This window comes from Campylobacter sp. RM12647, assembly GCF_020138135.1.
Classification (GTDB): domain Bacteria; phylum Campylobacterota; class Campylobacteria; order Campylobacterales; family Campylobacteraceae; genus Campylobacter_E.
In genome coordinates, this window is sequence record NZ_JACGAS010000002.1 from 1 (window position 1) to 20,470 (window position 20,470).

Consider the following 20,470-nt stretch of genomic DNA (forward strand, 5'->3'; position numbering starts at 1 on the left):
ATTTTCTATTAGTTCGGCTAATCTTGATTTGTTTTTTTCTAAATGTTCATTTTTTACTAAAGTTAAAGCCGCATTTGCTAAATCTCTTACCATACTTTCTACATCACGACCAACAAAACCAACTTCAGTATATTTACTAGCTTCTACTTTAATAAAAGGCAAGCCCATTAATTTAGCAATTCTTCTTGCAATTTCTGTTTTACCCACACCTGTGCTTCCTATCATTAAAATATTTTTAGGAACAACATCATCTTGCATACTTTCTTCAAGCTTTAATCTTCTATATCTATTTCTTAAAGCAATAGCAATTACCTTTTTAGCTTTTTCTTGACCTATTACATATTCATCTAAAAATTCAACAATTTCTTTAGGTAACATCTGCATTCTTAATCCCTTAATTCATAAGTAGTTATATTTGTGTTTGTATAAATACAAATCTCTCCTGCAATTTTAAGACTTTCTTTAACTAAAGTTAATTCATCTAAATTCGCATGATTATGCAATGCTCTTGCAGCACTAAGTGCGTATGCTCCACCACTTCCAATAGCACAAATGCACTCATCTTGTGGCACAACTACATCGCCTGTCCCGCTTAATAAAAAGATTTGTTTTCTATTTAAAACTATCATCATAGCTTCAAGTTTTCTTAAGTATTTATCTTTTCTCCACTCTTTTGAAAACTCAATAACAGCTCTTTCTAAATCTCCTTTTTTACTCTCAAGCATTTTTTCAAACATATCAAATAAAGTAAAAGCATCAGCAGTGCTTCCTGCAAAACCTGCTAATACTTTTCCTTCATAAAGCTTTCTAAGTTTTACTGCATTACCCTTTAAAACCGTATTTCCAAAAGTAACTTGCCCGTCACCACCAATTACTGAAGCGTCTTTTCCTTTATAAGCTAAAATCGTAGTAGCGTGAAACATTAAGCACCTTTTACCACTACTACAAATTCAGCAACAATGCCATGACCTAATTTTGCACTCACTTTATACTCACCTTCTGCTTTAATAGCATAATCTTGAATACTTTTTTTATCAAGTTCAAGGTTAAATTGCTCTTTAATAGCGTGTGAAATTTCATCTTTTGTAACTCCACCAAATAATGCTCCATTAGCACCTAATTGTTTTTTAATAATAACTTTTTTATCAGCTAAACTATCTTTTAATTTATTCATTAATTCAAGCTCATATCTGTCTTGCTCTTCTTTTTTCTTTAAATCACTTGCGTGTTTTCTAAGCACTTCTGTGCTAGCAACTTTTGCAAAACCTTTACCGATTAAGAAATTTTGACCATAACCATCTTTTACTTCCTTAACTTCTCCGGCTTTACCTAAGCCTTTTACATCTTTAATTAATAAAACTTTCATAATTTCTCCTTTTTGTAATATTATTGATTGTAATAAAAAAAAGTATATTTTACGCAAATTATTATGTGGAATTTAAATCTATAATGAATGATTTAAATTCTAATACTTTATTTGATTAAGTATGTCGTAATTATAACAACCCATCTGCTCGCCTAAATCACAAGCTTTTTTACTTAATTTAAGCGCTTTATTATAGTCTTCTTTTACACCTTCGCCATTAAAATAAGCAAGAGCTAAATTATTGCAAGCCATAGGATATTCTCCATCGCAAGCTTTTTCATATAATTTAATTGCTTTATTGTAATCTTGTTCTACGCCTTTTCCTTCGCTATACGAAACGCCAGCATTATAACAAGCATTAAAAACTTCTCCATCACAAGCTTTTTCATACAACTTGATTGATTTACTATAATCTTGCTTTACACCTTGTCCAATATAATAAGAATTACCTAAATTATAACACGCTTCAAAAACATCTGCATTACAAGCTTTTTCATATAAGTTATTTGCTTTTTTGTCATCTTGTTTTATACTTTTTCCATTTTTATATATCCAACCTAAACCAAAACAAGCACCAAACTCATTTGCATCACAAGCTTTTTTAAATAGCTTAATTACTTTTGAATAATCTTGCTTTACATATTTTTCTTGACTATAAATATAACCTAAAAAACTGCAAGACTTAAAATTATCTTTAGCACATTCTTTTTCCCAAATTTTAGCAGCTTTTTCGTATTCTTTATTTTTATAATACTCTAAACCTTGATTAGCAAAACAAAACACGCTAATAAATACAAATAATAAGATTTTTCTCATTTTTATTCTTTAATATCTTTTTGATAATTTTCTACAGCTTTATTCCACATTAGTTTATATTTGCGTTTAAGATATTCAATTTCTTCTCTAGCTAATTCTAATTCTTTATTTAGAGTATCTATTACTTTTCTATCTTCATCATAAAGCTCTTGCATAGAATAAAGTGCTTCTTTTAAAAAGGCATTTTCACCCCTTAAAACTTCTAAAGTTTCATCTTTTGCATCTAAGACTTTCTCGTGAAGATTAAGAATAGTTCCTATTGTCTTTTCTATAAAATTACCTGCAGGGGTATTTGCAATATCTTGAACTTCTATGTTTTTATCTTTTACAGGAACGATTGCAAAAGTCCCTGCATTTGCTTCTATTAAAAGCTTTTCATTTTCATATTTGTGTTTTAATGAACCACTTTTAATCATAGCCATTACAACTTCTTCATTCAAATGAACTAATTTGCAAAATTCACTAAGTTCAAGATATGTTTGCATAAAAACTCCTATGCTCTTAAAAAGCTAAATTCTGGCAATAAAGATGGGCTTAAAATCTCATTTATATTGCCACTATGTAATTCGCCAAATTCTTTGTTATTCTCATTTATAAGCTTTTTAAATTTGCAAAAATATTTATCATCACGCTTATAAATTTCGCCTATTTCATTATTCACTAATTCAATATTTGCATTTAATGGAGCAAATATTTCGTATTCATAATCTTTTTTAATAATTCCCTTACTAGCTATGCTTTTACCATTTTCACTAAACCCATGCACTTGCATTGTGCCTTGCATTATTGAAGTTTCGTGATTTTGAGTATCATCTTTTTCATAAGGTCTAGCCATTAAATACCCATCAGTAAATCCACGAGATTTTAAAGTATTTAACTCATCATCATATTTTTTCGCATCAAATTGATTGTTTAAAGTATCAATTACAGCTTGTTTGTAAGTTCTAGTTGCACAAGCTACATAATATTCACTCTTAGTTCTTCCTTCTATTTTAAAGGCATTTATGGCATTTTTTTCCATAATTTTGTCTATATAATTAGCAAGCTTTAAATCTTTAGAATTAAAAATATGTGTTCCTAAATCATCTTCCACTATTCTAAATAAAGCATTATTTTCTGGATTTTTCGCATATAATTCATAAGGAAATCTACAATCATTAGCACATGCACCAAGATTTGAGCGTCTTCCACTCTGAACTGCTGATATTAAACACCTTCCACTATAAGCAAAACACATTGAGCCATGCACAAATGCTTCTATTTCAATATCTGCATTTTTTGCTATATCACAAGCATCTTTTAAGCCTAATTCTCTAGCAATTACAACTCTTTTTGCACCTAAATCCTTATAAACTAAAGCATCTTCATAATTTAAAATATTTGCTTGAGTGCTAACATGGATAGGAATATTAGGAGCTATTTGTTTTGCTAATCTCATAGCACCTATACTAGCGATTATTAACGCATCAGGTTTTAGCTCGGCAAGTAAGGCTAAATGTCTTTTAAGACCTTCTAGTTGAGCACTCACATGAAAACCATTAACCGTTGCATAAACTTGCACACCTTTGCTATGAGCATATTTTATACCTTCTGCAAAGCTAGTTTCATCAAATTCTTTAGCAGCACGAGAGCGTAAAGAAAACGATGAAAGTCCTGCATAAACAGCATCAGCACCATAATTTACAGCAATTTTTAATTTTTTTAAATTACCTGCTGGAGCAATTATTTGTGGAGTTAGCATTATTTTTTACCTAATGACGCAATTAATGCTTCAATATCATCATTTGTAACCAAATCAGCTGTGCTATCTCCTTCAATATGAACAGCACTACTAACTCTTTTTTCATCATCAATTCTGCCTTCAAACAAGCTATTCATATACTTAGATAATGCTCTCATTACATTAATTACACGCTCAATTTTTTGTCTATGAATATCTTGATATTGCATAGCATCCATTGCCATCATAGCTTCATCTTGTCCCATAGCTAGATTATCTAATGCTTCATCAATTTTTGCTAATTGTTCTTTGCATTCAGCTAAACATTCACTAAATTTATTAACATTAGGAAATTTCTCATTTAAAGTTGTAAATAACTCAACTTGATTTTGAACTGATTTTTTAAAGGTTTTTATAATCTTTTCAGCAGTTGCAAAATAATCCATCATTGTTTCAATTTTTTCAAGTAATTCAGTAGCTTTAACTTCACTATCACGAGTTACATCATCTAATTGATTTACAACTTTATGATCTTCTGTTGGTGGTGGTGGTGGCCAAGATTTCCTTGAATCTGGTCTATATGATTTATATTCTTCTTCTAAACTCAATTCTTCATCTTCTAAATCTTCAATTGCTTCACTAGGCTCTACAACTTCTTCTTTTATATCATTAACAATTTCATCTTCAAAATCATCAAGCCCACCAGCCATTAAAGCATCTAATTCTTCTTGCGTCATTATTTTTCTTCCTTAAAATAATACTTAATTAAAAAATATTAGCTAAAATCATAGCTAATCAAATCTAACTTAAGGTTAAAAAAATGGCTAAATTTGTAAATAATGTTACCGAATTCTTTGATTTTTGCATAAGCAATGAAATAAAGTTTGTAGATTTTAGATTTACTTCTCTTGATGGCACTTGGAATCATCATACATACACTATGAAAAGTGTAACAAAAGATACACTTACTAATGGAATTCCTTTTGATGCAAGCTCATATAAGGGCTGGCAACCAATTGAAAAAAGTGATATGATATTAATCCCTGATGTTACAACAACTTTTATTGACCCATTTACAAGCGACAATACCGTTATTGTAATCTGTGATATTTTTGATGTTTATAAAAATGATTTTTATGAAAAATGCCCAAGAACAATAGCAAAAAGAACTCTTAAAATGCTAGAAAGTAGTGATATTGCTGATACTGCGTATTTTGGTGCTGAAAATGAATTTTTCATCTTTGATGATATTAAAATCGTAGATACAATGAATTATGCTATGTATCAAATAGACACAGAAGAAGGTGAATGGAATGATGGTAAGCATTATGAAGACGCTTATAACACCGGTCATCGCCCAAGAAGAAAAGGTGGTTATACTCCAGTTCCTCCTGTTGATAGTATGCAAGATTTAAGAGCTGAAATGGTTCAAGTTTTAGAGCGTGTTGGTATTGAATGCTTTGTTCATCACCACGAAAACGCACAAGGTCAAGGAGAAATCGGGGTTAAGTTTAATACTTTAGTAGAAGCTGCTGATAATGTTCAAATATATAAATATGTAGTAAAAATGGTAGCTCATCTAAATGGTAAAACTGCTACATTTATGCCAAAACCACTTCATCTTGATAATGGTAGCGGAATGCACGTTCATATGAGCTTATTTAAAAATGGTAAAAACCTATTCTATGATAAAAGTGGCTATGCAGGACTTAGCAAGACTGCAATTCATTATATAGGTGGGGTTTTAAGACACGCAAGAAGTGTAACAGCATTTACAAATCCAACTACTAATTCTTATAAAAGATTAATCCCAGGGTTTGAAGCTCCATCAATTCTAACTTACTCTTGTCAAAATCGTTCGGCTAGTTGTAGAGTGCCTTATGGAATTAACGAAAAAAGTGCTAGAGTTGAAATGCGTTTTCCTGATAGTTCTAGTAATGTGTATTTGGCATTTTCATCTATGCTTTTAGCAGGACTTGATGGAATTAAAAATGAGCTTACTGCAGCTGGACCTATGGATGAGAATTTATTTAAATTAAGCCTTGATGAAATTAGAGAAAAAGGAATAGAACAATTACCACATACTCTAAGGGGTGCTTTAGAGAGCTTAATCCGTGATAATGCTTATTTAAAACCTGCATTTACTGATGTTTGCATACAAGATTATCAACATATGAAGTTTAAAAATCAAGTTTGGCCAGTAGAACAACGCCCAACTGCATACGAATTTAAAACTACATATTCTTGCTAATTATTTAGAGGTTGAAAAACCTCTAAAGTATTAATCAATTTGAACGCTTTTTACCCTACTAAAATTATCATTTTTTGCAAGACTTAGTCTAATTATACTATCTTCATTAGCAATTAAACTATGATTAATATTAGCAGCTACTTTTATACTCATCAAATCTTTTAGATTTATACTTTTATTATCAATTATAAACTCAATATCCCCTTTTAAAACTTGAACTACAATCACTCCTGGAGCTTTATGCTCTTGCATAATTTTACCTTTTGGTAAAATAATTTGGATTTCTTTGTTTGCTTCATCATCATAAATTGGAGTTATTTTTAACTCACTTGAATTACCTTGCCATTCTTTTACTTCATAAATTACATTAAATTTCATAAAATCTCCTTTGAATAATTTTAGGAGTATTTTACTCTTTAAAGAAATAAAAAGACTTGATTTATCTCATTTGTTCTAATACAAATTCAGGTGTCATTTGTTTCATACAATTGTGATGCTTTAAAGGGCATACTTTTTTAGCACAAGGAGAACAAGACAAAAACAATGAAAATAACTTACCATTATTACAAAAAGGATATGTTTGTTTTGTATTCGTAGGTCCGAAAAATGCTAGAACTTTTATATTAAAACTAGCACCTAAATGCATAATTCCACTATCATTTGCCAATAAATAATCAAGACTAGAAACTGCTAAAGCCAATCTTTTAATATTAGTTCTACCGCACAAATTAATGGCTTTTATATCGTATTTTTTAAGCTCATCTTCAATAAAATTACAAATTCCAGCTTCATTCTTAGTCCCAAAAAGTATTATTTTATGCTCTTTAAAAGTGCTAGCAATTTTTGCAAAATAACTAGGCTCATAGCATTTAGCAGCACCATAATTAGCACCAGCTGCTATTCCTATTAGTTTTCTTGTTTTAAGCTTTTTAAAAGGTAAAGCTGTGTTTAATTGCTCGTCTAATCCAAGTGGCTTTATTAGATTAAAATATTTTAAAACTTGATGAGTATTATCACTTTTGTTTGCTTTAAAATAAAATTTTTTCTTAGCATTTAATATAAATAACAAAAACTTAGATGACAAACTTGCTTTAAATGAAATTCCTAAATCAAATTCTTCTTTTAAAGCCTTAATTTGCTTTAATCTTTGTTTTTTTATCTCTACTACAACTTCACCTAAATCCTTATAAAGCTCACAAGCTACAAAACTTCCATAAAAAGTAATTTTTGCATTAGGATATTTTTTAATTAAAGCATTAATAGCACCAGCAGCCATAATAGCATCGCCTAGCCAATTAGGTAAATATATAAAAATTTTCAATACTCATCCTTATAAAATGTCTTAAATCTTTTGTGAAACCAAAAATACTCGCTAGGATTTTTTTCCCACATTTTTTTCGTGCATTCTAATTGATAAAAGCTAAGTTCTTCTATTGTTTTTTCATTAGCCTTTAATGGCTTAAAAAACTCTATACAATAACCATCGCTAATTTCATAAATATAAACAGGCAATAAATAAGCATCACACCTTTTAGCTATAAGACTTGCTGCATTGCTTTGAGTAACTTTTCTACCATATAAAATAAACTCGCTACTTTCTTTAATATGTGCGTCTTGATCGCTTACAATTCCTACTAATTCATTATTGTTTAAAGCCTTAATCATAGGTCTTAAAGCATTTGTTTTTTCTATTAGTTTTACTCCGAAATTTTCTCTATATTTAGTAAGTATGGCATTAATTTTTGCACTCTCTAAAGCTCTTCCAATTATATTAATTTTACAATTATACTTAATAGCAACAGCAGATGGCAAAATCTCCCAATATCCATAATGTGCTGTTGTAAAAACTATTTTTGCATTAGCACTTAATAAATCTTGTAAATATTCTTCGTTTTTGAATAATTTTATTTGTTGTAATAATTTTTCTTGGCTTATATTTTGATTTTTTACCATTGATAATATATAAAAGGCAAATTTTTTATAAACTTGTTTGGTAATTTCTATACTTTTTGGAGCTTGTGTGAGTTTGCAAAAATGCTCTAAGTTTTTTAAGATTATATTTTTATGTTTTTTATTAATTCTAAATGCTAGGCTACCGATTAAATTAGCAAAGAATTTTAAAATCTTATTGGGAATTAATTTTAGTAAAAAATTAAAAAAATAAAAAATAAAAATATATAAATAATCTCTCATTTGTTAAAAACCTTACTAATAATATCTAAAACTTTTTCTTTATTTACATCGCTAAATTTATAAAAATAATGTTGTAAATTAGATGGACTTATTAATCTTTTTGCAGGTTTTTTATCACATTCGTTTAAAAAAGTTATATTAGGACGATTTAAAACCACAGCAATATGAGTAGTCCCGCTATCATTTCCTATGATTAATTTTGCTAATTTGCTTAAAAACACTAATTCATTTAATGAAATTTTAGGCAAGACTTTAGCATTTTTACATTCTTTTGCAATCTCATTTGCTCTATCAAGTTCTATTTGAGAACCCCAACTAAGCAATATTTTATAATCACAATTTTTACAAATATCAATCAATTTTTCTAAAGGAAGCATTTTATTTATTTTACTTGAGCCATTATGTAATAATATAAATTCATCTTCTATTAAAGGCTTTATTTTATTCATAATATTTTGAGTTTTTATCTCATCATAAATTAATACATCGCTAGTTACTAACTCATCATTTTTAAATTCTTTTAAAGCAAAGCGAGTTAATTCAAGGCTTCTTTTATACACATTTTCTAAATAATCACAATTGCAATGGTTTTTATAAAAATAATAAGCTAACTTTTCTCTTAAGCCATTTTTAGAATATCCATAAGAATTTGCGCTCAAATAATTTGCTAAAAAACCTGATTTTATTCTTCCTTGATAATCAATACTAATATCATATGATTTTTTTAAATGTTTTATCTCTTTTAATGCTTTTATTGGGTGTTTTTTAAGTGGTAATGAATAAATATTATCAAACCAAACAAGCCCATCAAGTAAAAAATAAAACCTAGAATCTACAAAAAAATCAATCCTAGCTTTAGGATATGCAGCTCTTATATAATTAATATGCCATAGCATATGAAAAATATCGCCCATTGCACTAAGTCTAATTATTGCTATTTTCACTTAAATCCTTTGAAATTACGCTTTCAAATTCCTTGATTGCTTGTTCATTTGAAAATTGTAATTTTATTTCTATTCTTCTGCTTGCTTGTTTATCTTCAACGCCATCTTTAAATTTTAAATCATTATAGCTTTTGCCAACTGCTACAAGTAGTTTTTCTAATCTTTTATCATTATAAAACGAATTAATAAATTTCATAATCTCCAAAGCTCTTTTTTGAGATAACTCAAGATTATAAGTAAATCCACCAACACTATCAGTATGTCCTTCAATCACTATACTATCAATATTAGCTAGAATTTCAGGTGAGCTAAGCAAGGCATCAAAATACTTAATTAGAGTTTTTTTAAGCTCTTCTTTTGCACTATCTTTAATCAAATACTCCGCACTATCAAACAAAATACTAGCATTTAAGCTAATACTGCCTGAATTAAGATTGATTAAAATATCATTTGATAATTTATTTTGTAAAGCTTGAATTAATTTTGTTTTATTATTTTTAAGCTTTTCGTATTCAACCTTAAACCCACTCAATTGCTTTGCTAATTCGTCTATTTTATCATCTTTATTTTTTATTTTTATTTCAGTATCTTCAAGATTTTTAAGTAGTATTAAAATCTGTGCGTCTTTTTTGTCAATATTGCTTAATAATTCTTCCTTATTTTTTGCATTTTCATCTAAATTAAGAAGCAATTTTTTAATATAATCATTTGCATCTTTATTTTTATTTAGCTCATCGTTTAATGAAATATTGAGTTTTTCAAGCTCTTCATTTAACGAGCTCAAAAGCTCATCTTTGCTAATTATTAAAGCTTTTGATTCATCTAAATGTTTTTGTTCATTTTTTAGCTCATTTTGTGTAAAAATATATTTTAAAACAATAGCACTAAGAACTAAAATAAATACAAACAACAATCCAGCCATCAAATCAGCATAAACTATCCAAAAATTATTATTATCTTTATTACGCATTATTTATTTTATTTAATACCTGATTTGCTTCTTTACTAAGGTTTTCAATATCAGCTTTTAATTCATCAACTATTCTAAATTCGTGTTTTTCATCTTCATAAATATTTTTAAAATCTAATAATTTAGCTTCTAAATCTTCTTTTAATTTAGCAAATTCTTTCAAGCTATTTTCAATTCTTAATGAAAATTCATCTATCTTTTCTTGCATTTGCTTAGTATTTTTATTGCTTAATTCTAAAGATTTTTGAGCTAAATTTGTATGAACTATCGCAATTTTTTCATAAGATTTAAATAATTCTTTAAAACCCGTAAATTTATCTTGATGAAGTTTTGATATTTCATTAAAAAACTCATTATCATAAAGCTTTGATAATAATAAATTTGTATTAGAAAATAACTCACTATTTTTTCTAAGAGAAATTCTTTCTAATTCTTCTTTACTCCAAAAATATTTTTTACTATTAATTCTATAATTTTCTTTAAAATTATTAATTTTAGCAATACCAAGTCTTGAATAAAACATCCACCAAATAGTAAGAAAAATCCCATAAATTGAAACATAAAAAGCAGTTGAAATTCCGCTAAGCAATAAGCTAATTTCTCCTTCAAGCGCAGCTGAACTACCTACTTTAAAATCAGGCATAGATATTGCAATACTTATAAATGTTCCTAAAATTCCAATCATTGGAAAAACAGCACTAGCAATATATCCAAATGAAAGTGGCTTTAGCTTATGTAAATAATTATCAAAAAATTCATCAAAACTCACATTAGCCTTACTAATTTCATCAATTCTTAAAGAATTATCTTTAATAAAATCTTTTAAATCATTTTCAAAAATTGACGAATTCTTTTTAATTTTTGCATATACACAATATTCATTTTGCGGTGCAAAAAACATAGCAAATACTAAGAGCACAGCACACATTATAATAGTATGTAATGGCATAATAAGTTTTATAATATTTAAATAAGCTAAAATCGCTAACACGAAGACTAATAAAGGTAAAAAGATTAAAAATAAAAAAGAAGAAAATACACTTTTCTTCTTTTTAATAATTATTGTTTGCAAGATTAATTCCTATTCATACAATTTAACTCGCTAAACGCTTGTAAAAGGCGTTTTTGCATAGATTTTTCTCCAGCAACTAACCACATTCTTGGGTCATAATATTTCTTATTAGGCTTATCATCACCTTCAGGATTTCCGATTTGTCCTTGTAAATATCCGTGATTTTTTACTTCATATTCACGAACACCATCCCAAAATGCCCATTGAGTATCAGTATCTATATTCATTTTAATTACGCCGTAATTGATTGCTTCAGTGATTTTTTTTGCTTCACTACCACTTCCGCCGTGGAATACAAAATTAAGTGGTTTTGCACCCTTTTGTAAATATTCTTGACAATTATGCAAAATTACTGGCTCAAGTCTTACATTTCCTGGTTTATAAACCCCATGAACATTACCAAAACTTGCTGCGATTGTATAATTTGTCCCAATTTTGCTTAATTCTTTATGAGCTAGTGCTACATCGCTTGGTTGAGTGTATAATTTAGCATTGTCAATATTTGTATTATCAACTCCATCTTCTTCTCCACCAGTGCAACCTAATTCAATTTCTATACCGATTTCTAATGCGTTAAATTTCTTAAAATATTCGCAAGAAATTTCAATATTTTCGTTTAAACTTTCTTCGCTTAAATCAAGCATATGAGAACTAAATAAAGGTTTTTTATGAATTGCATAAAATTCTTCATTTGCCTTAATTAAATCATCTATCCAAGGTAAAAGTTTTTTTGCTGCGTGATCGGTATGTAAAATAGCAACTACTCCATAAGCAGCTGCTACTTCATGCACATACTTTGCACCTGCAATTGCCCCAATTACTGCTGAATTAGGACAATCTTTTCCTGCAAAAAAACTTGCTCCGCCATTACTAAATTGAATAATAATAGGCGAATTTGCTTCACGAGCAGCTTTTAATGCGGCGTTTATAGAATTTGTTCCTACAACATTTACTGCTGGAATTGCAAATTTATTTTCTTTTGCGTAAGCATAAACACGCTCTAAATCTTTACCATAAATAACACCTGGTTTTACTAATTCTAAAACACCCATTATAAATCCTTATTTAACTTGTAAGCCTGAATTTTTAATCAAATTCTCAACTTCGTTTTTAATTAATTCTTTATGTTTTTCATTTTTTAAACCATTTTCAATAAATGGAGTTGCTTCTTGTAAGCTTCCTTGTCTGCTAGCTCTAAAATCTTCTCCTAAGATTACATGAAAACCAAATTGAGATTTTACAGGTTCTGACACTTCATCTTTTTTAAGTTTTTTAGCTGCATTGAAAAACTCAGGAACTAATTCATTTGCACTCATATAAGGTAAATCGCCACCCATTGCTCCTGAACCTTTATCAAGTGATTTTGATTTAGCAAGTTCGCTAAATTTAGCTACTAATTTATCTCCTTTAAGACCTTTTAATTGTTTTAATATTTCTTTAGCATCAGCTTCGCTAGCAACTAAAATATGTTTAGTTTTTACAGCTTCAGGAACTTTAAAATCATTTAAATGTTCATCATAATATTTTTTAATTTCAGCATCACTTACCTTGATACCTTCAAATTTTTTCAATAAATATTGTTGAGCAAGTAATAATTCTTTTGCACTATTTAAAGCTGATTGAAATTTCGCATCTTTATCTAATTTCATCTTTTCAGCTTCTTTAGCAAAAAGTCTTTTTGATAATACATCTCTTATTAAACCATCTTTAACTTCTTTTGGAAGCGCACTTACATCGCTTATTTGAAATTGAGCTAAATAAGGTGCTAAATCATCGCTTGTAATTTCTCCACCTTTATAAGTTGCAACCACAGCTGCATTTAAGCTTACACCACATAAAAGTCCTGCTAGAACTAATGAAATTTTTTTCATAATATCTTCCTTTTTCAATTGATTTGATATATCATTTTACAAATATTGTGTAAAAAAATAGTAAGATAGTAATTATGAGAAGAAGAGAAAAAGAAATTAAAAATAGATTTTTAAATAATTATAAAAACGCAAAAAGCGAATTAATTTTTAATAATGATTATGAACTTTTAGTTTGTGTTATGCTATCAGCTCAATGCCTTGATAGTAGGGTTAATCTAATAACACCAAGTTTATTTGCAAACTATCCTGATATAAATTCTTTAGCAAATGCAAATTTAATGAATATAAAAGAACTAATTAAAAGTTGTAATTTTTATCAAAATAAAGCAATTAATCTTATCAAAATGGCAAAAAGTGTTGTGGAATTTCATTCAGGAATTATACCTATGAGATTTGATGATTTAATAAACCTTGCAGGGGTTGGAGAAAAGACTGCTAATGTGGTTTTATGCGAGAGTTTGGGTGCAAATGTAATGGCTGTAGATACTCATATTTTTAGAGTTAGCAAAAGATTAAAAATATCAAATGCAAAAACTCCCAATGATTGTGCTAAAGAGCTTACAAAACTATTTAAAACCGACCTTGATAAATTGCATAAAGGAATGGTTTTGTTTGGAAGATATATTTGCAAGGCTAAAAAACCTGATTGTAATAATTGTTTTTTAAACGATTTATGTGATGAATATAAAGAGCAAAAGAACTCTAATAATCAATAAAAAACATTATTTTATAATATTTATTGTTTTAATTGCTATATTTTGTTTGCAAGTGCATTTGAAATTCTTAGATTTTTGCGAGTTTTTAGAACAAGATAGTTATGAGTTAAAAATAAGCAATAATTATTTAAAAACTAAAAATAATAAAAGTTATTATGTTCTAGCACTTGCATATAAAGATGTTTTAATATACACAACTACTAAAAAAGAAATTAAATCCAATCAAATCAGCTTAAAATTCGCAGCTAAAAATAAGCTTAATTTTTATGAATACTTACAAGCTAGATTTTATTTGCCAAGCTATGCTTTAGAAGAATTAGAAGAGATTAAAGAGAACGCATTTGTAAGTTATTTTATAAATCAGCACGAGAATTTAACTATGAAGCAATTTTTTGGAGCTTTATTTTTTGCAAAAAGCATTAGCAAGGATTTAAGGGATAGCGTAAATTACTATGGAATTGCACATTTACTAGCAATATCAGGCTATCATTTAGGGCTTATTTATTCCATATTTTTCTTTATATTTTCAATTATTTATAAGTATTTTCAAAAAAGATTTTTCCCATATAGGTCAATTCATTTTGATTTAGGAATAATTATTTTCATAATCTTAGCCTTATATTTTTATGAAATTGGTCTAGTTGCAAGCTATTTTCGCTCATTTATAATGGCTATTTTGGGATTTTATTTTATAATTAGAGCAATTAAAATTCTTAGTTTTTCGCATTTATTTTTAGCATTTTTTATTTGCATTGCTATTAATCCTAGTTTTTTATTTAATGTGGGATTTTTCTTCTCTTGCCTTGGGGTCTTTTATATATTTTTGTTTATTTATCATTTTAATGCTAATTCGCTTACAAAACTAATCTGCCTTGAACTTAGCACCTTTTTTGCAATGGTTGCACCTGTTTTATACTTTTTTCCATTGCTTAGTTTTCAACAATTATTAGGGATTATTTTAACTCCTATTTTTGTGATTTTTTATCCTTTAGTTTTGTTTTTACATATTATTAATTTAGGAGATTTATTGGATAAATACTTATTAATATTTTTAGATTTTAAAATGTTTGCAATTAATTTTAAATTGGAATTTAAATATTTTTTCATTTATTTAATACTTAGTTTTTTATCAATTTTTCATAGGTATTTAGCAATTTTTGTTATAAGTTTGAACTTAATATTTTTTATTTATTTATTATAAAATTCAAACTAAAGCAAATGAATTAATCATTTGCTAAAATTTATAAGTTGCATTACCTTTATCAGTTGTAATTTCTACTTCTAATATCTCCGAACAATTTTTTACATTAAAACTTGCTTTATTTCCATATTTTAACTCAACATAATAATCATAATAAAGCTGTTTTTCTAGTTTTTTAATAGTATTAATTTCTTCTTGATTTAATTTATAATTTTCTATCAATATAGTATAAGGCTTAAATCTATTATAAGCTTTATTTTGCAACCAAGCTTCTTCCATCTGATCAGTATAATATATTCTTATAATCCCATCATAAACACTGTGTAAATTTAATGCTTTAACATTATCTTGCTGAATAAACTCAAATAACTCGTGAAATTCTTTATTTATAGTAAAGTATCTATCAACTAAATCTTTATCTTTTTTGTCTAATTCATAAGTTTCTCCAAGATAATAAGCATGATAAGGTTCTACATCAACACAAAAATCATCTATACAATTTTTTTCATTATTTTTCCAATTTTTCCATATTTGCTCAATTTTTACAATTTGATCATAATCTCTATAATTTAAATGATCCCTAATAAACCAAACTTTTTTTACTTCACTTTTAATTTTGCTTGCTTCTTCGTTTAAACTTAACATCTTTTTAAATGCTTTTGTTGCTGCATAAAAATCTTCTTGCTGCTTTTTAGTGTATGGTATATTTTTGTAATCTACCCTTAAAGTAGAAAGTTTATTTAAATAATATTCTAACCCGCTACAAGAATATACTTTTGTACTGCTAATCATTGATGAAATTGTTTTTCTTATATCACTATAACAAAATTTTGGACTTTCTTTACCTGATACTAAAGTATTTTCATTTTTAAAATTATCTATTTTATAATTATTATCATAAATTTTACAATTTCCACGATTTGCTGTTACTTTTAGTATTTTTCCCATTCCTTCGCCTTGATATAAAACATTAATCCTACTATTACCAAATTTTTCTACTTGATAACTTTCTCCCACATCACCACAAGCAACAAACATAGCGCCAATAAAACAAGTACTTAAAATGACTTTTTGCATTTTTACTCCTAAAATTAAAATTAAAATTAAAATTAAAATTAAATTGTAGCACCCCCCCCCATAAAATAAAACTTAAATTTAACAATTTAAATTTTAAATTCTTTTTTAATTTAATCTAATTTGAAGTATTTTTCATAGGTATTTAGCAATTTTTGTTATAAGTTTGAACTTAATATTTTTTATTTATCTAGGATTTTTATGAAAAAGATTTTACACATTTTAAAAACAATCATTAATGTAAGTGATAAAGGTATTTTACAACACGCTAGCTCGCTTTCTTTTTATAGTGTTTTAAATATTATTCCGATTTTATCTTTAAGTTTTTTTGTATTCGCTCATATGCCAAGTTTTAAAGAACAAAGCAGCCAATTAAATAATTTTATATTTAGCTTAATTTTGCCAAACCAAGAAGCAAATTCTGTAAATTACATAGAGCAATTTTTACAAAATAGCACAAAACTTGATGTAGCAGGAATTATCGCTATGGTTTTTGCTTTATTTATGTTTTTTAATGCTTATGAAAATACCATCTCACACATTAGCAATACTCCTAAAAAGGGCTTTTTTTCATCACTTAGCACATATTGGTCGCTAATTACTCTAGCACCTTTAGGATTATTAACTAGCTTTTATTTAAGTTACAAAATTCAAAAATATATAGATGCAATAGGACTTAAGTTTAATTTCTTAGGAATTTTACCTTTTTTAATCATTTGGGCTTTGTTTTTTGTATGTTTTCATATATCAATTAATAAACATTTAAATCCTAAAATCATAGCTCTAGTAAGCTTTTTAGTAGCTTTAGTTTGGAGCATTTTTAAAAGTCTTTTTGTATTTTATATATCACTAAATAAAGTATATGCTAGCATTTATGGTAGTTTTTCTGCTGTTTTATTTTTCTTTATATGGCTTTATTTTTCTTGGATAATTTATCTTAATGGAGTAAGAATTAGTTCTTTACTAAACACAGATAATGCAAAAACAAAATCAATAAAATAGGAACTAAATTCCTATTTTAAAATCCATAATTATTTAATTTAAATTATATAAATATATTTAATAATTTTATAAATATTTTGCTAATTTAAAATCGCTAATTTGACTATATATTAGGAATTTCAGAATATTTTTTCAAAATTTATTTTTTTTAAGTAAAGTTTAAGATTGTAGGAGTAGAATGCCGGCGCATTTTAATTAAAAAGGAAGAAAAAATGAAAAAGTTATTAGTTTTAACAGCTATCTTAGGTGCATTTAGTGCAGGTTTATTCGCAGAAGAAAATACAGACGCTACAAAAGTTCAACCAGTAGAACAAACTCAATCAGTAGAAAATGCTGATGCAAACGCACAAGCAGTTGCAGTTGAGCCAGAAGCAGAAAAAAAAGACGCTGAAAGCAAATAATTTCTAAGCTACCTTTTGGGTAGCTCTTCTTTATATATCAATCAAAACTTTATTAAATAAAATCTCAAAATTATTACAAAATTACTCACTTTTTTAAAAAAACAAAATTAATTGCTTATATTTGTAACAAATTAAATATTTTAAGACAAAATAAAGCGATTTAATAAAAGGAGTTTTAATGGAAAAAATCAATCTCGGTATTGCAACTTTGCTTAGCAATGATAATGGCACTAGTGTGCTTGAACTTAATTTTTATAGCACATTTATTTGTATTATGCTTGTCTTAATTTTGGGTAGAATAATTACTAAATATTCTAGCTTTTTAAGAAATTACGATATTCCAGAGCCTGTAACTGGTGGTATCATAGTAGCATTTATTTTATTCTTATCTAGTTATTATGCAAATTTTACAATCAAATTCGCAGAAGATATAAAAACCCCACTTTTATTAGCATTTTATGCAACGGTTGGGCTTAGTGCTGATTTTGATAGTATCAAAAAGGGCGGGAAATTACTAATTACTTTCTCAATTGCTGTTTTCGTCTTATTAGTGGTTCAAAACGCAATTGGTGTTGGAGTAATGAGTGCTATGGGTGAAAATCCATTAATAGGCTTACTTGGTGGCTCAATTACACTTAGTGGTGGACACGGAACTGGGGCTGCTTGGGGAGCTACATTTCAAGAAGCACCTTATAATTTCGCACAAGCAACTGATATAGCAATGGCGTGTGCTACTTATGGACTTATTGCAGGTGGTTTAATTGGTGGTCCTATGGCTAATTACTTAGTAAAGAAATTTAATCTAAAAAGCGATGAAGTAGAAAGTAGTGAACAATCAAGCGATGAAGCATTTACAAGTCCGCAAAAAGTAAGATTAATTACAAGTGATAGTTTTATTACAAGCTTAAGTTTAATTGCACTTGCTTTGGTAGCAGGAAACGTTATTGATTATTTATGTAATTTTTTAAATATAATCACTATACATGAAGTAACCGATCCAGTAACTGGTGTAGTAACCAAGGAATCAAATAGAATATTAAGCTTCTTTGATAGCATACCTACTTTCGTTTGGTGTTTGTTTTCAGGTATTATTATTAGAAATGGCTTTAGCTCACTAAATATTCATAAAGTATTTGATAGAGAAGTAGGTGTGATAGGAAATGTGGCTTTATCATTATTCCTTGCTATGTCAATTATGACTTTAAATATCGTTGAACTTATAAAATTAGCTGTTCCAATCAGCGTTTTATTAATAATTCAAACAATAGCGATTATTATTTATGTAAGATATGTAACCTTTGTTATTTGTGGCAAAAACTACGCAGCAGCTTGCCTTGTAGCAGGACATTGTGGCTTTGGTATGGGTGCAACTCCAACTGCGATTGCAAATCTTCAAACAGTAACAAATCACTTCGGACCTTGCAAAATAGCATTTATTATCGTTCCTATTATGGGTGGATTTTTAGTAGATATTGTAAATGCTCTTATTGTTAATGGCTTTGTTGGATTTTTATTTTAATTCCTAGATTTTCTAGGAATTACATTCTTTTGGGGTTTTTAAATCAGGTAAAGTAAAATTGGCCTTTTTTAAAAGCTCTAAAATCTCTTTAGTATTTTCATAATTTATCTCATAATAAATAAACGCCCCATCTCTACTAGCTATTAATAAATCAGCATCTTTTAATATCTTTAAATGCCTTGAAATCCTAGATTGAAGCATTTCAAAACTCTCACATATCTCACATACGCAACATTTTTTATGAATATCTAAAAAAGCTAAAATTTTAAGCCTAGTTTCATCATTTATAGCTGCTGTATAATTTAATAAATTCTTCATTTTAATCCTTAGTAAAATAAATAAAGTAAAATTCCAAAAATATTTGCCATTGATAAAATACTAAGTATAAATATTATCATCATACGAATTTTAAACATTGACTTAAGTAAAATTAATTCAGGCAAAGAACAACCCCCACCAGCTATTAAAAAACTAAAAAATATACCGATAGGAAACCCAACATTTATTAAAGTTACTCCCAATGGAATAATCAAGCAAGTTTGTATATAAAGCAACAAACCAACAAAACTAGCCAAAAATATACCATAAATTCCAAAACTAGATAAATAATCTTTAATAAATTCAACAGGCATAAAATTATGCAAAAAAGCACCTATTAACATACCAAATAATACATAATAAAAAATATCCTTATATGATTTTAAAGACTTATATAAACATTCATACAAATTAAGCTTGGTATTTTGATTAAATTGAAATTCTTTAGTTACAATATCTTTTAATAGCAATCTTGCAGGTATTAAACCTATTAAATAGCTTATAATAAATACAAATATAACTATATAAATAATGTAATAAAAAGTTATGCTAAAACCAAATGCACTAAGTAGCATAGTAATTAGCATAGGATTAATTAATGGCGAAGTTAGTAAAAAAGCACTAGCTACTCCGTGATTAATATTGTTTTTAATTAAAGAATTAAAAACAGGTATAGTTGAACAAGAACAAAAAGTAGTAATTGAGCCTAAAAATATTGCTATAAAATATGAAAAAACATTATTTTTTAAATATTTATTAAAGCTATATCTTGAATTAATATAAAACATAATCATATTGATAAAAATAAATAAAAAGCTTATTTCAGCAGTTAAAAACAAAAACTCATAAAAAGTTTCTAATAATTTCTCACTTGTAAATTCCATAAAAATCCTTTTTCAAAATAAAATAATTTTGAAAATTTATTATAGTATTCTAAATATCAAGTTATCTTGATATATTATAAATATATTAAATACTTTTCACAAGATTTCAATCAAACTAGCTATGAGAATTTAAAATTAAGAATTTTTATAAA

24 protein-coding genes are annotated in these 20,470 nt (G+C 27.4%); 6 read left to right on the forward strand and 18 right to left on the reverse strand.

Going from position 1 to position 20,470, the window contains the following annotated elements; translation table 11 throughout:
- The 7 genes from AVBRAN12647_RS00990 to AVBRAN12647_RS01020 all read right to left on the reverse strand — a co-directional run.
- Positions 1-384 (reverse strand): AAA family ATPase (locus tag AVBRAN12647_RS00990; RefSeq protein ID WP_336614551.1); only part of this gene is annotated, 384 nt, incomplete at its 3' end.
- 2 nt (positions 385-386) lie between these two features.
- Positions 387-923: an ATP-dependent protease subunit HslV gene (gene hslV / locus AVBRAN12647_RS00995; RefSeq protein ID WP_214115754.1), complete on the reverse strand. Its 537-nt coding sequence runs from the start codon at positions 921-923 to the stop codon at positions 387-389.
- Positions 923-1,366, reverse strand: a complete 444-nt coding sequence (gene rplI / locus AVBRAN12647_RS01000; protein ID WP_214120108.1) for a 50S ribosomal protein L9 — start codon at positions 1,364-1,366, stop codon at positions 923-925. Before rplI ends, hslV begins: the two co-directional genes overlap by 1 nt.
- 99 nt (positions 1,367-1,465) lie before the next feature.
- Positions 1,466-2,182 (reverse strand): tetratricopeptide repeat protein, encoded by a 717-nt coding sequence (locus tag AVBRAN12647_RS01005; RefSeq protein WP_336614552.1) that lies wholly within the window; start codon positions 2,180-2,182, stop codon positions 1,466-1,468.
- A 2-nt stretch (positions 2,183-2,184) separates the two neighbouring features.
- Positions 2,185-2,667, reverse strand: a complete 483-nt coding sequence (locus AVBRAN12647_RS01010) for a DUF3972 domain-containing protein (RefSeq protein ID WP_214115757.1) — start codon at positions 2,665-2,667, stop codon at positions 2,185-2,187.
- An 8-nt stretch (positions 2,668-2,675) separates the two neighbouring features.
- The gene (locus AVBRAN12647_RS01015) at positions 2,676-3,923 is read right to left on the reverse strand and encodes a peptidase U32 family protein (RefSeq protein WP_267525142.1); all 1,248 of its coding nucleotides are present in this window, start codon (positions 3,921-3,923) and stop codon (positions 2,676-2,678) included.
- Positions 3,923-4,639, reverse strand: a complete 717-nt coding sequence (locus AVBRAN12647_RS01020; RefSeq protein WP_214115759.1) for a chemotaxis protein — start codon at positions 4,637-4,639, stop codon at positions 3,923-3,925. Before AVBRAN12647_RS01020 ends, AVBRAN12647_RS01015 begins: the two co-directional genes overlap by 1 nt.
- Positions 4,640-4,722: 83 nt before the next feature.
- On the opposite strand from AVBRAN12647_RS01020, the gene glnA reads away from it, so the two are divergent.
- Positions 4,723-6,153: a type I glutamate--ammonia ligase gene (gene glnA / locus AVBRAN12647_RS01025; protein WP_214115760.1), complete on the forward strand. Its 1,431-nt coding sequence runs from the start codon at positions 4,723-4,725 to the stop codon at positions 6,151-6,153.
- Positions 6,154-6,183: 30 nt separating this feature from the next.
- Here the strand turns inward: glnA and AVBRAN12647_RS01030 are convergent, their stop codons facing one another.
- The 8 genes from AVBRAN12647_RS01030 to AVBRAN12647_RS01065 all read right to left on the reverse strand — a co-directional run bounded on the left by AVBRAN12647_RS01030 (position 6,184) and on the right by AVBRAN12647_RS01065 (position 13,203).
- Complete coding sequence (locus AVBRAN12647_RS01030; protein ID WP_336609575.1) at positions 6,184-6,531, reverse strand: cupin domain-containing protein; 348 nt, start codon at positions 6,529-6,531, stop codon at positions 6,184-6,186.
- A gap of 61 nt (positions 6,532-6,592) precedes the next feature.
- The gene (locus AVBRAN12647_RS01035; RefSeq protein ID WP_336614553.1) at positions 6,593-7,474 is read right to left on the reverse strand and encodes a glycosyltransferase family 9 protein; all 882 of its coding nucleotides are present in this window, start codon (positions 7,472-7,474) and stop codon (positions 6,593-6,595) included.
- Entirely contained in the window at positions 7,471-8,346 is an 876-nt protein-coding gene (locus AVBRAN12647_RS01040; protein WP_336614554.1) for a lipid A biosynthesis lauroyl acyltransferase, read from the reverse strand. The genes AVBRAN12647_RS01035 and AVBRAN12647_RS01040 overlap by 4 nt, the downstream gene beginning before the upstream one ends.
- Complete coding sequence (locus tag AVBRAN12647_RS01045; RefSeq protein WP_336614555.1) at positions 8,343-9,290, reverse strand: glycosyltransferase family 9 protein; 948 nt, start codon at positions 9,288-9,290, stop codon at positions 8,343-8,345. Before AVBRAN12647_RS01045 ends, AVBRAN12647_RS01040 begins: the two co-directional genes overlap by 4 nt.
- Positions 9,271-10,260, reverse strand: a complete 990-nt coding sequence (locus AVBRAN12647_RS01050; protein WP_214120115.1) for an OmpA family protein — start codon at positions 10,258-10,260, stop codon at positions 9,271-9,273. The genes AVBRAN12647_RS01045 and AVBRAN12647_RS01050 overlap by 20 nt, the downstream gene beginning before the upstream one ends.
- Positions 10,253-11,332: a MotA/TolQ/ExbB proton channel family protein gene (locus AVBRAN12647_RS01055; RefSeq protein WP_214115766.1), complete on the reverse strand. Its 1,080-nt coding sequence runs from the start codon at positions 11,330-11,332 to the stop codon at positions 10,253-10,255. The genes AVBRAN12647_RS01050 and AVBRAN12647_RS01055 overlap by 8 nt, the downstream gene beginning before the upstream one ends.
- A 2-nt stretch (positions 11,333-11,334) precedes the next feature.
- Positions 11,335-12,384, reverse strand: coding sequence for a class II fructose-bisphosphate aldolase (fbaA, locus tag AVBRAN12647_RS01060; RefSeq protein ID WP_336614556.1), 1,050 nt, complete (start codon positions 12,382-12,384; stop codon positions 11,335-11,337).
- Positions 12,385-12,393: 9 nt separating this feature from the next.
- Positions 12,394-13,203 carry a peptidylprolyl isomerase gene (locus AVBRAN12647_RS01065; RefSeq protein ID WP_214120118.1) on the reverse strand — a complete coding sequence of 270 codons (810 nt, stop codon included), beginning with the start codon at positions 13,201-13,203 and terminating at the stop codon, positions 12,394-12,396.
- Between the two features lie 74 nt (positions 13,204-13,277).
- Between AVBRAN12647_RS01065 and nth the strand changes: the two genes are divergently transcribed.
- Together nth and AVBRAN12647_RS01075 are read left to right on the forward strand one after the other, a co-directional pair.
- Positions 13,278-13,919, forward strand: a complete 642-nt coding sequence (gene nth / locus AVBRAN12647_RS01070; RefSeq protein ID WP_214115769.1) for an endonuclease III — start codon at positions 13,278-13,280, stop codon at positions 13,917-13,919.
- Entirely contained in the window at positions 13,882-15,120 is a 1,239-nt protein-coding gene (locus AVBRAN12647_RS01075; protein WP_336614557.1) for a ComEC/Rec2 family competence protein, read from the forward strand. Before nth ends, AVBRAN12647_RS01075 begins: the two co-directional genes overlap by 38 nt.
- A 33-nt stretch (positions 15,121-15,153) precedes the next feature.
- Here the strand turns inward: AVBRAN12647_RS01075 and AVBRAN12647_RS01080 are convergent, their stop codons facing one another.
- A complete protein-coding gene (locus AVBRAN12647_RS01080) occupies positions 15,154-16,197 on the reverse strand; it encodes a hypothetical protein (RefSeq protein ID WP_336614558.1) in 1,044 nt (347 codons plus the stop codon).
- 198 nt (positions 16,198-16,395) lie between these two features.
- Here AVBRAN12647_RS01080 and AVBRAN12647_RS01085 point away from each other — a divergent pair, with 198 nt between their 5' ends.
- From AVBRAN12647_RS01085 to AVBRAN12647_RS01095, 3 genes are all read left to right on the forward strand, one after another.
- Positions 16,396-17,196, forward strand: coding sequence for a YihY family inner membrane protein (locus tag AVBRAN12647_RS01085; protein WP_214120121.1), 801 nt, complete (start codon positions 16,396-16,398; stop codon positions 17,194-17,196).
- 212 nt (positions 17,197-17,408) lie between these two features.
- Entirely contained in the window at positions 17,409-17,597 is a 189-nt protein-coding gene (locus AVBRAN12647_RS01090) for a hypothetical protein (protein WP_214115772.1), read from the forward strand.
- 178 nt (positions 17,598-17,775) lie between these two features.
- The gene (locus tag AVBRAN12647_RS01095; protein ID WP_336614559.1) at positions 17,776-19,116 is read left to right on the forward strand and encodes a sodium/glutamate symporter; all 1,341 of its coding nucleotides are present in this window, start codon (positions 17,776-17,778) and stop codon (positions 19,114-19,116) included.
- A gap of 12 nt (positions 19,117-19,128) precedes the next feature.
- On the opposite strand, the gene AVBRAN12647_RS01100 is transcribed toward AVBRAN12647_RS01095, so the two are convergent.
- Together AVBRAN12647_RS01100 and AVBRAN12647_RS01105 are read right to left on the reverse strand one after the other, a co-directional pair.
- Positions 19,129-19,434 (reverse strand): ArsR/SmtB family transcription factor, encoded by a 306-nt coding sequence (locus AVBRAN12647_RS01100; RefSeq protein WP_214115774.1) that lies wholly within the window; start codon positions 19,432-19,434, stop codon positions 19,129-19,131.
- Between the two features lie 8 nt (positions 19,435-19,442).
- Positions 19,443-20,318, reverse strand: coding sequence for a permease (locus AVBRAN12647_RS01105; RefSeq protein ID WP_267524669.1), 876 nt, complete (start codon positions 20,316-20,318; stop codon positions 19,443-19,445).
- Positions 20,319-20,470 lie beyond the last annotated feature (152 nt).

Bases quoted from the DNA above. Each gene is read 5' to 3' on its own strand.
- hslV (WP_214115754.1), bottom strand. From the start codon at position 923: ATGTTTCACGCTACTACGATTTTAGCTTATAAAGGAAAAGACGCTTCA.
- rplI (WP_214120108.1), bottom strand. From the start codon at position 1,366: ATGAAAGTTTTATTAATTAAAGATGTAAAAGGCTTAGGTAAAGCCGGA.
- AVBRAN12647_RS01005 (WP_336614552.1), bottom strand. From the start codon at position 2,182: ATGAGAAAAATCTTATTATTTGTATTTATTAGCGTGTTTTGTTTTGCT.
- AVBRAN12647_RS01010 (WP_214115757.1), bottom strand. From the start codon at position 2,667: ATGCAAACATATCTTGAACTTAGTGAATTTTGCAAATTAGTTCATTTG.
- AVBRAN12647_RS01015 (WP_267525142.1), bottom strand. From the start codon at position 3,923: ATGCTAACTCCACAAATAATTGCTCCAGCAGGTAATTTAAAAAAATTA.
- AVBRAN12647_RS01020 (WP_214115759.1), bottom strand. From the start codon at position 4,639: ATGACGCAAGAAGAATTAGATGCTTTAATGGCTGGTGGGCTTGATGAT.
- glnA (WP_214115760.1), top strand. From the start codon at position 4,723: ATGGCTAAATTTGTAAATAATGTTACCGAATTCTTTGATTTTTGCATA.
- AVBRAN12647_RS01030 (WP_336609575.1), bottom strand. From the start codon at position 6,531: ATGAAATTTAATGTAATTTATGAAGTAAAAGAATGGCAAGGTAATTCA.
- AVBRAN12647_RS01040 (WP_336614554.1), bottom strand. From the start codon at position 8,346: ATGAGAGATTATTTATATATTTTTATTTTTTATTTTTTTAATTTTTTA.
- AVBRAN12647_RS01050 (WP_214120115.1), bottom strand. From the start codon at position 10,260: ATGCGTAATAAAGATAATAATAATTTTTGGATAGTTTATGCTGATTTG.
- fbaA (WP_336614556.1), bottom strand. From the start codon at position 12,384: ATGGGTGTTTTAGAATTAGTAAAACCAGGTGTTATTTATGGTAAAGAT.
- AVBRAN12647_RS01065 (WP_214120118.1), bottom strand. From the start codon at position 13,203: ATGAAAAAAATTTCATTAGTTCTAGCAGGACTTTTATGTGGTGTAAGC.
- nth (WP_214115769.1), top strand. From the start codon at position 13,278: ATGAGAAGAAGAGAAAAAGAAATTAAAAATAGATTTTTAAATAATTAT.
- AVBRAN12647_RS01075 (WP_336614557.1), top strand. From the start codon at position 13,882: ATGAATATAAAGAGCAAAAGAACTCTAATAATCAATAAAAAACATTAT.
- AVBRAN12647_RS01080 (WP_336614558.1), bottom strand. From the start codon at position 16,197: ATGCAAAAAGTCATTTTAAGTACTTGTTTTATTGGCGCTATGTTTGTT.
- AVBRAN12647_RS01085 (WP_214120121.1), top strand. From the start codon at position 16,396: ATGAAAAAGATTTTACACATTTTAAAAACAATCATTAATGTAAGTGAT.
- AVBRAN12647_RS01090 (WP_214115772.1), top strand. From the start codon at position 17,409: ATGAAAAAGTTATTAGTTTTAACAGCTATCTTAGGTGCATTTAGTGCA.
- AVBRAN12647_RS01095 (WP_336614559.1), top strand. From the start codon at position 17,776: ATGGAAAAAATCAATCTCGGTATTGCAACTTTGCTTAGCAATGATAAT.
- AVBRAN12647_RS01100 (WP_214115774.1), bottom strand. From the start codon at position 19,434: ATGAAGAATTTATTAAATTATACAGCAGCTATAAATGATGAAACTAGG.
- AVBRAN12647_RS01105 (WP_267524669.1), bottom strand. From the start codon at position 20,318: ATGGAATTTACAAGTGAGAAATTATTAGAAACTTTTTATGAGTTTTTG.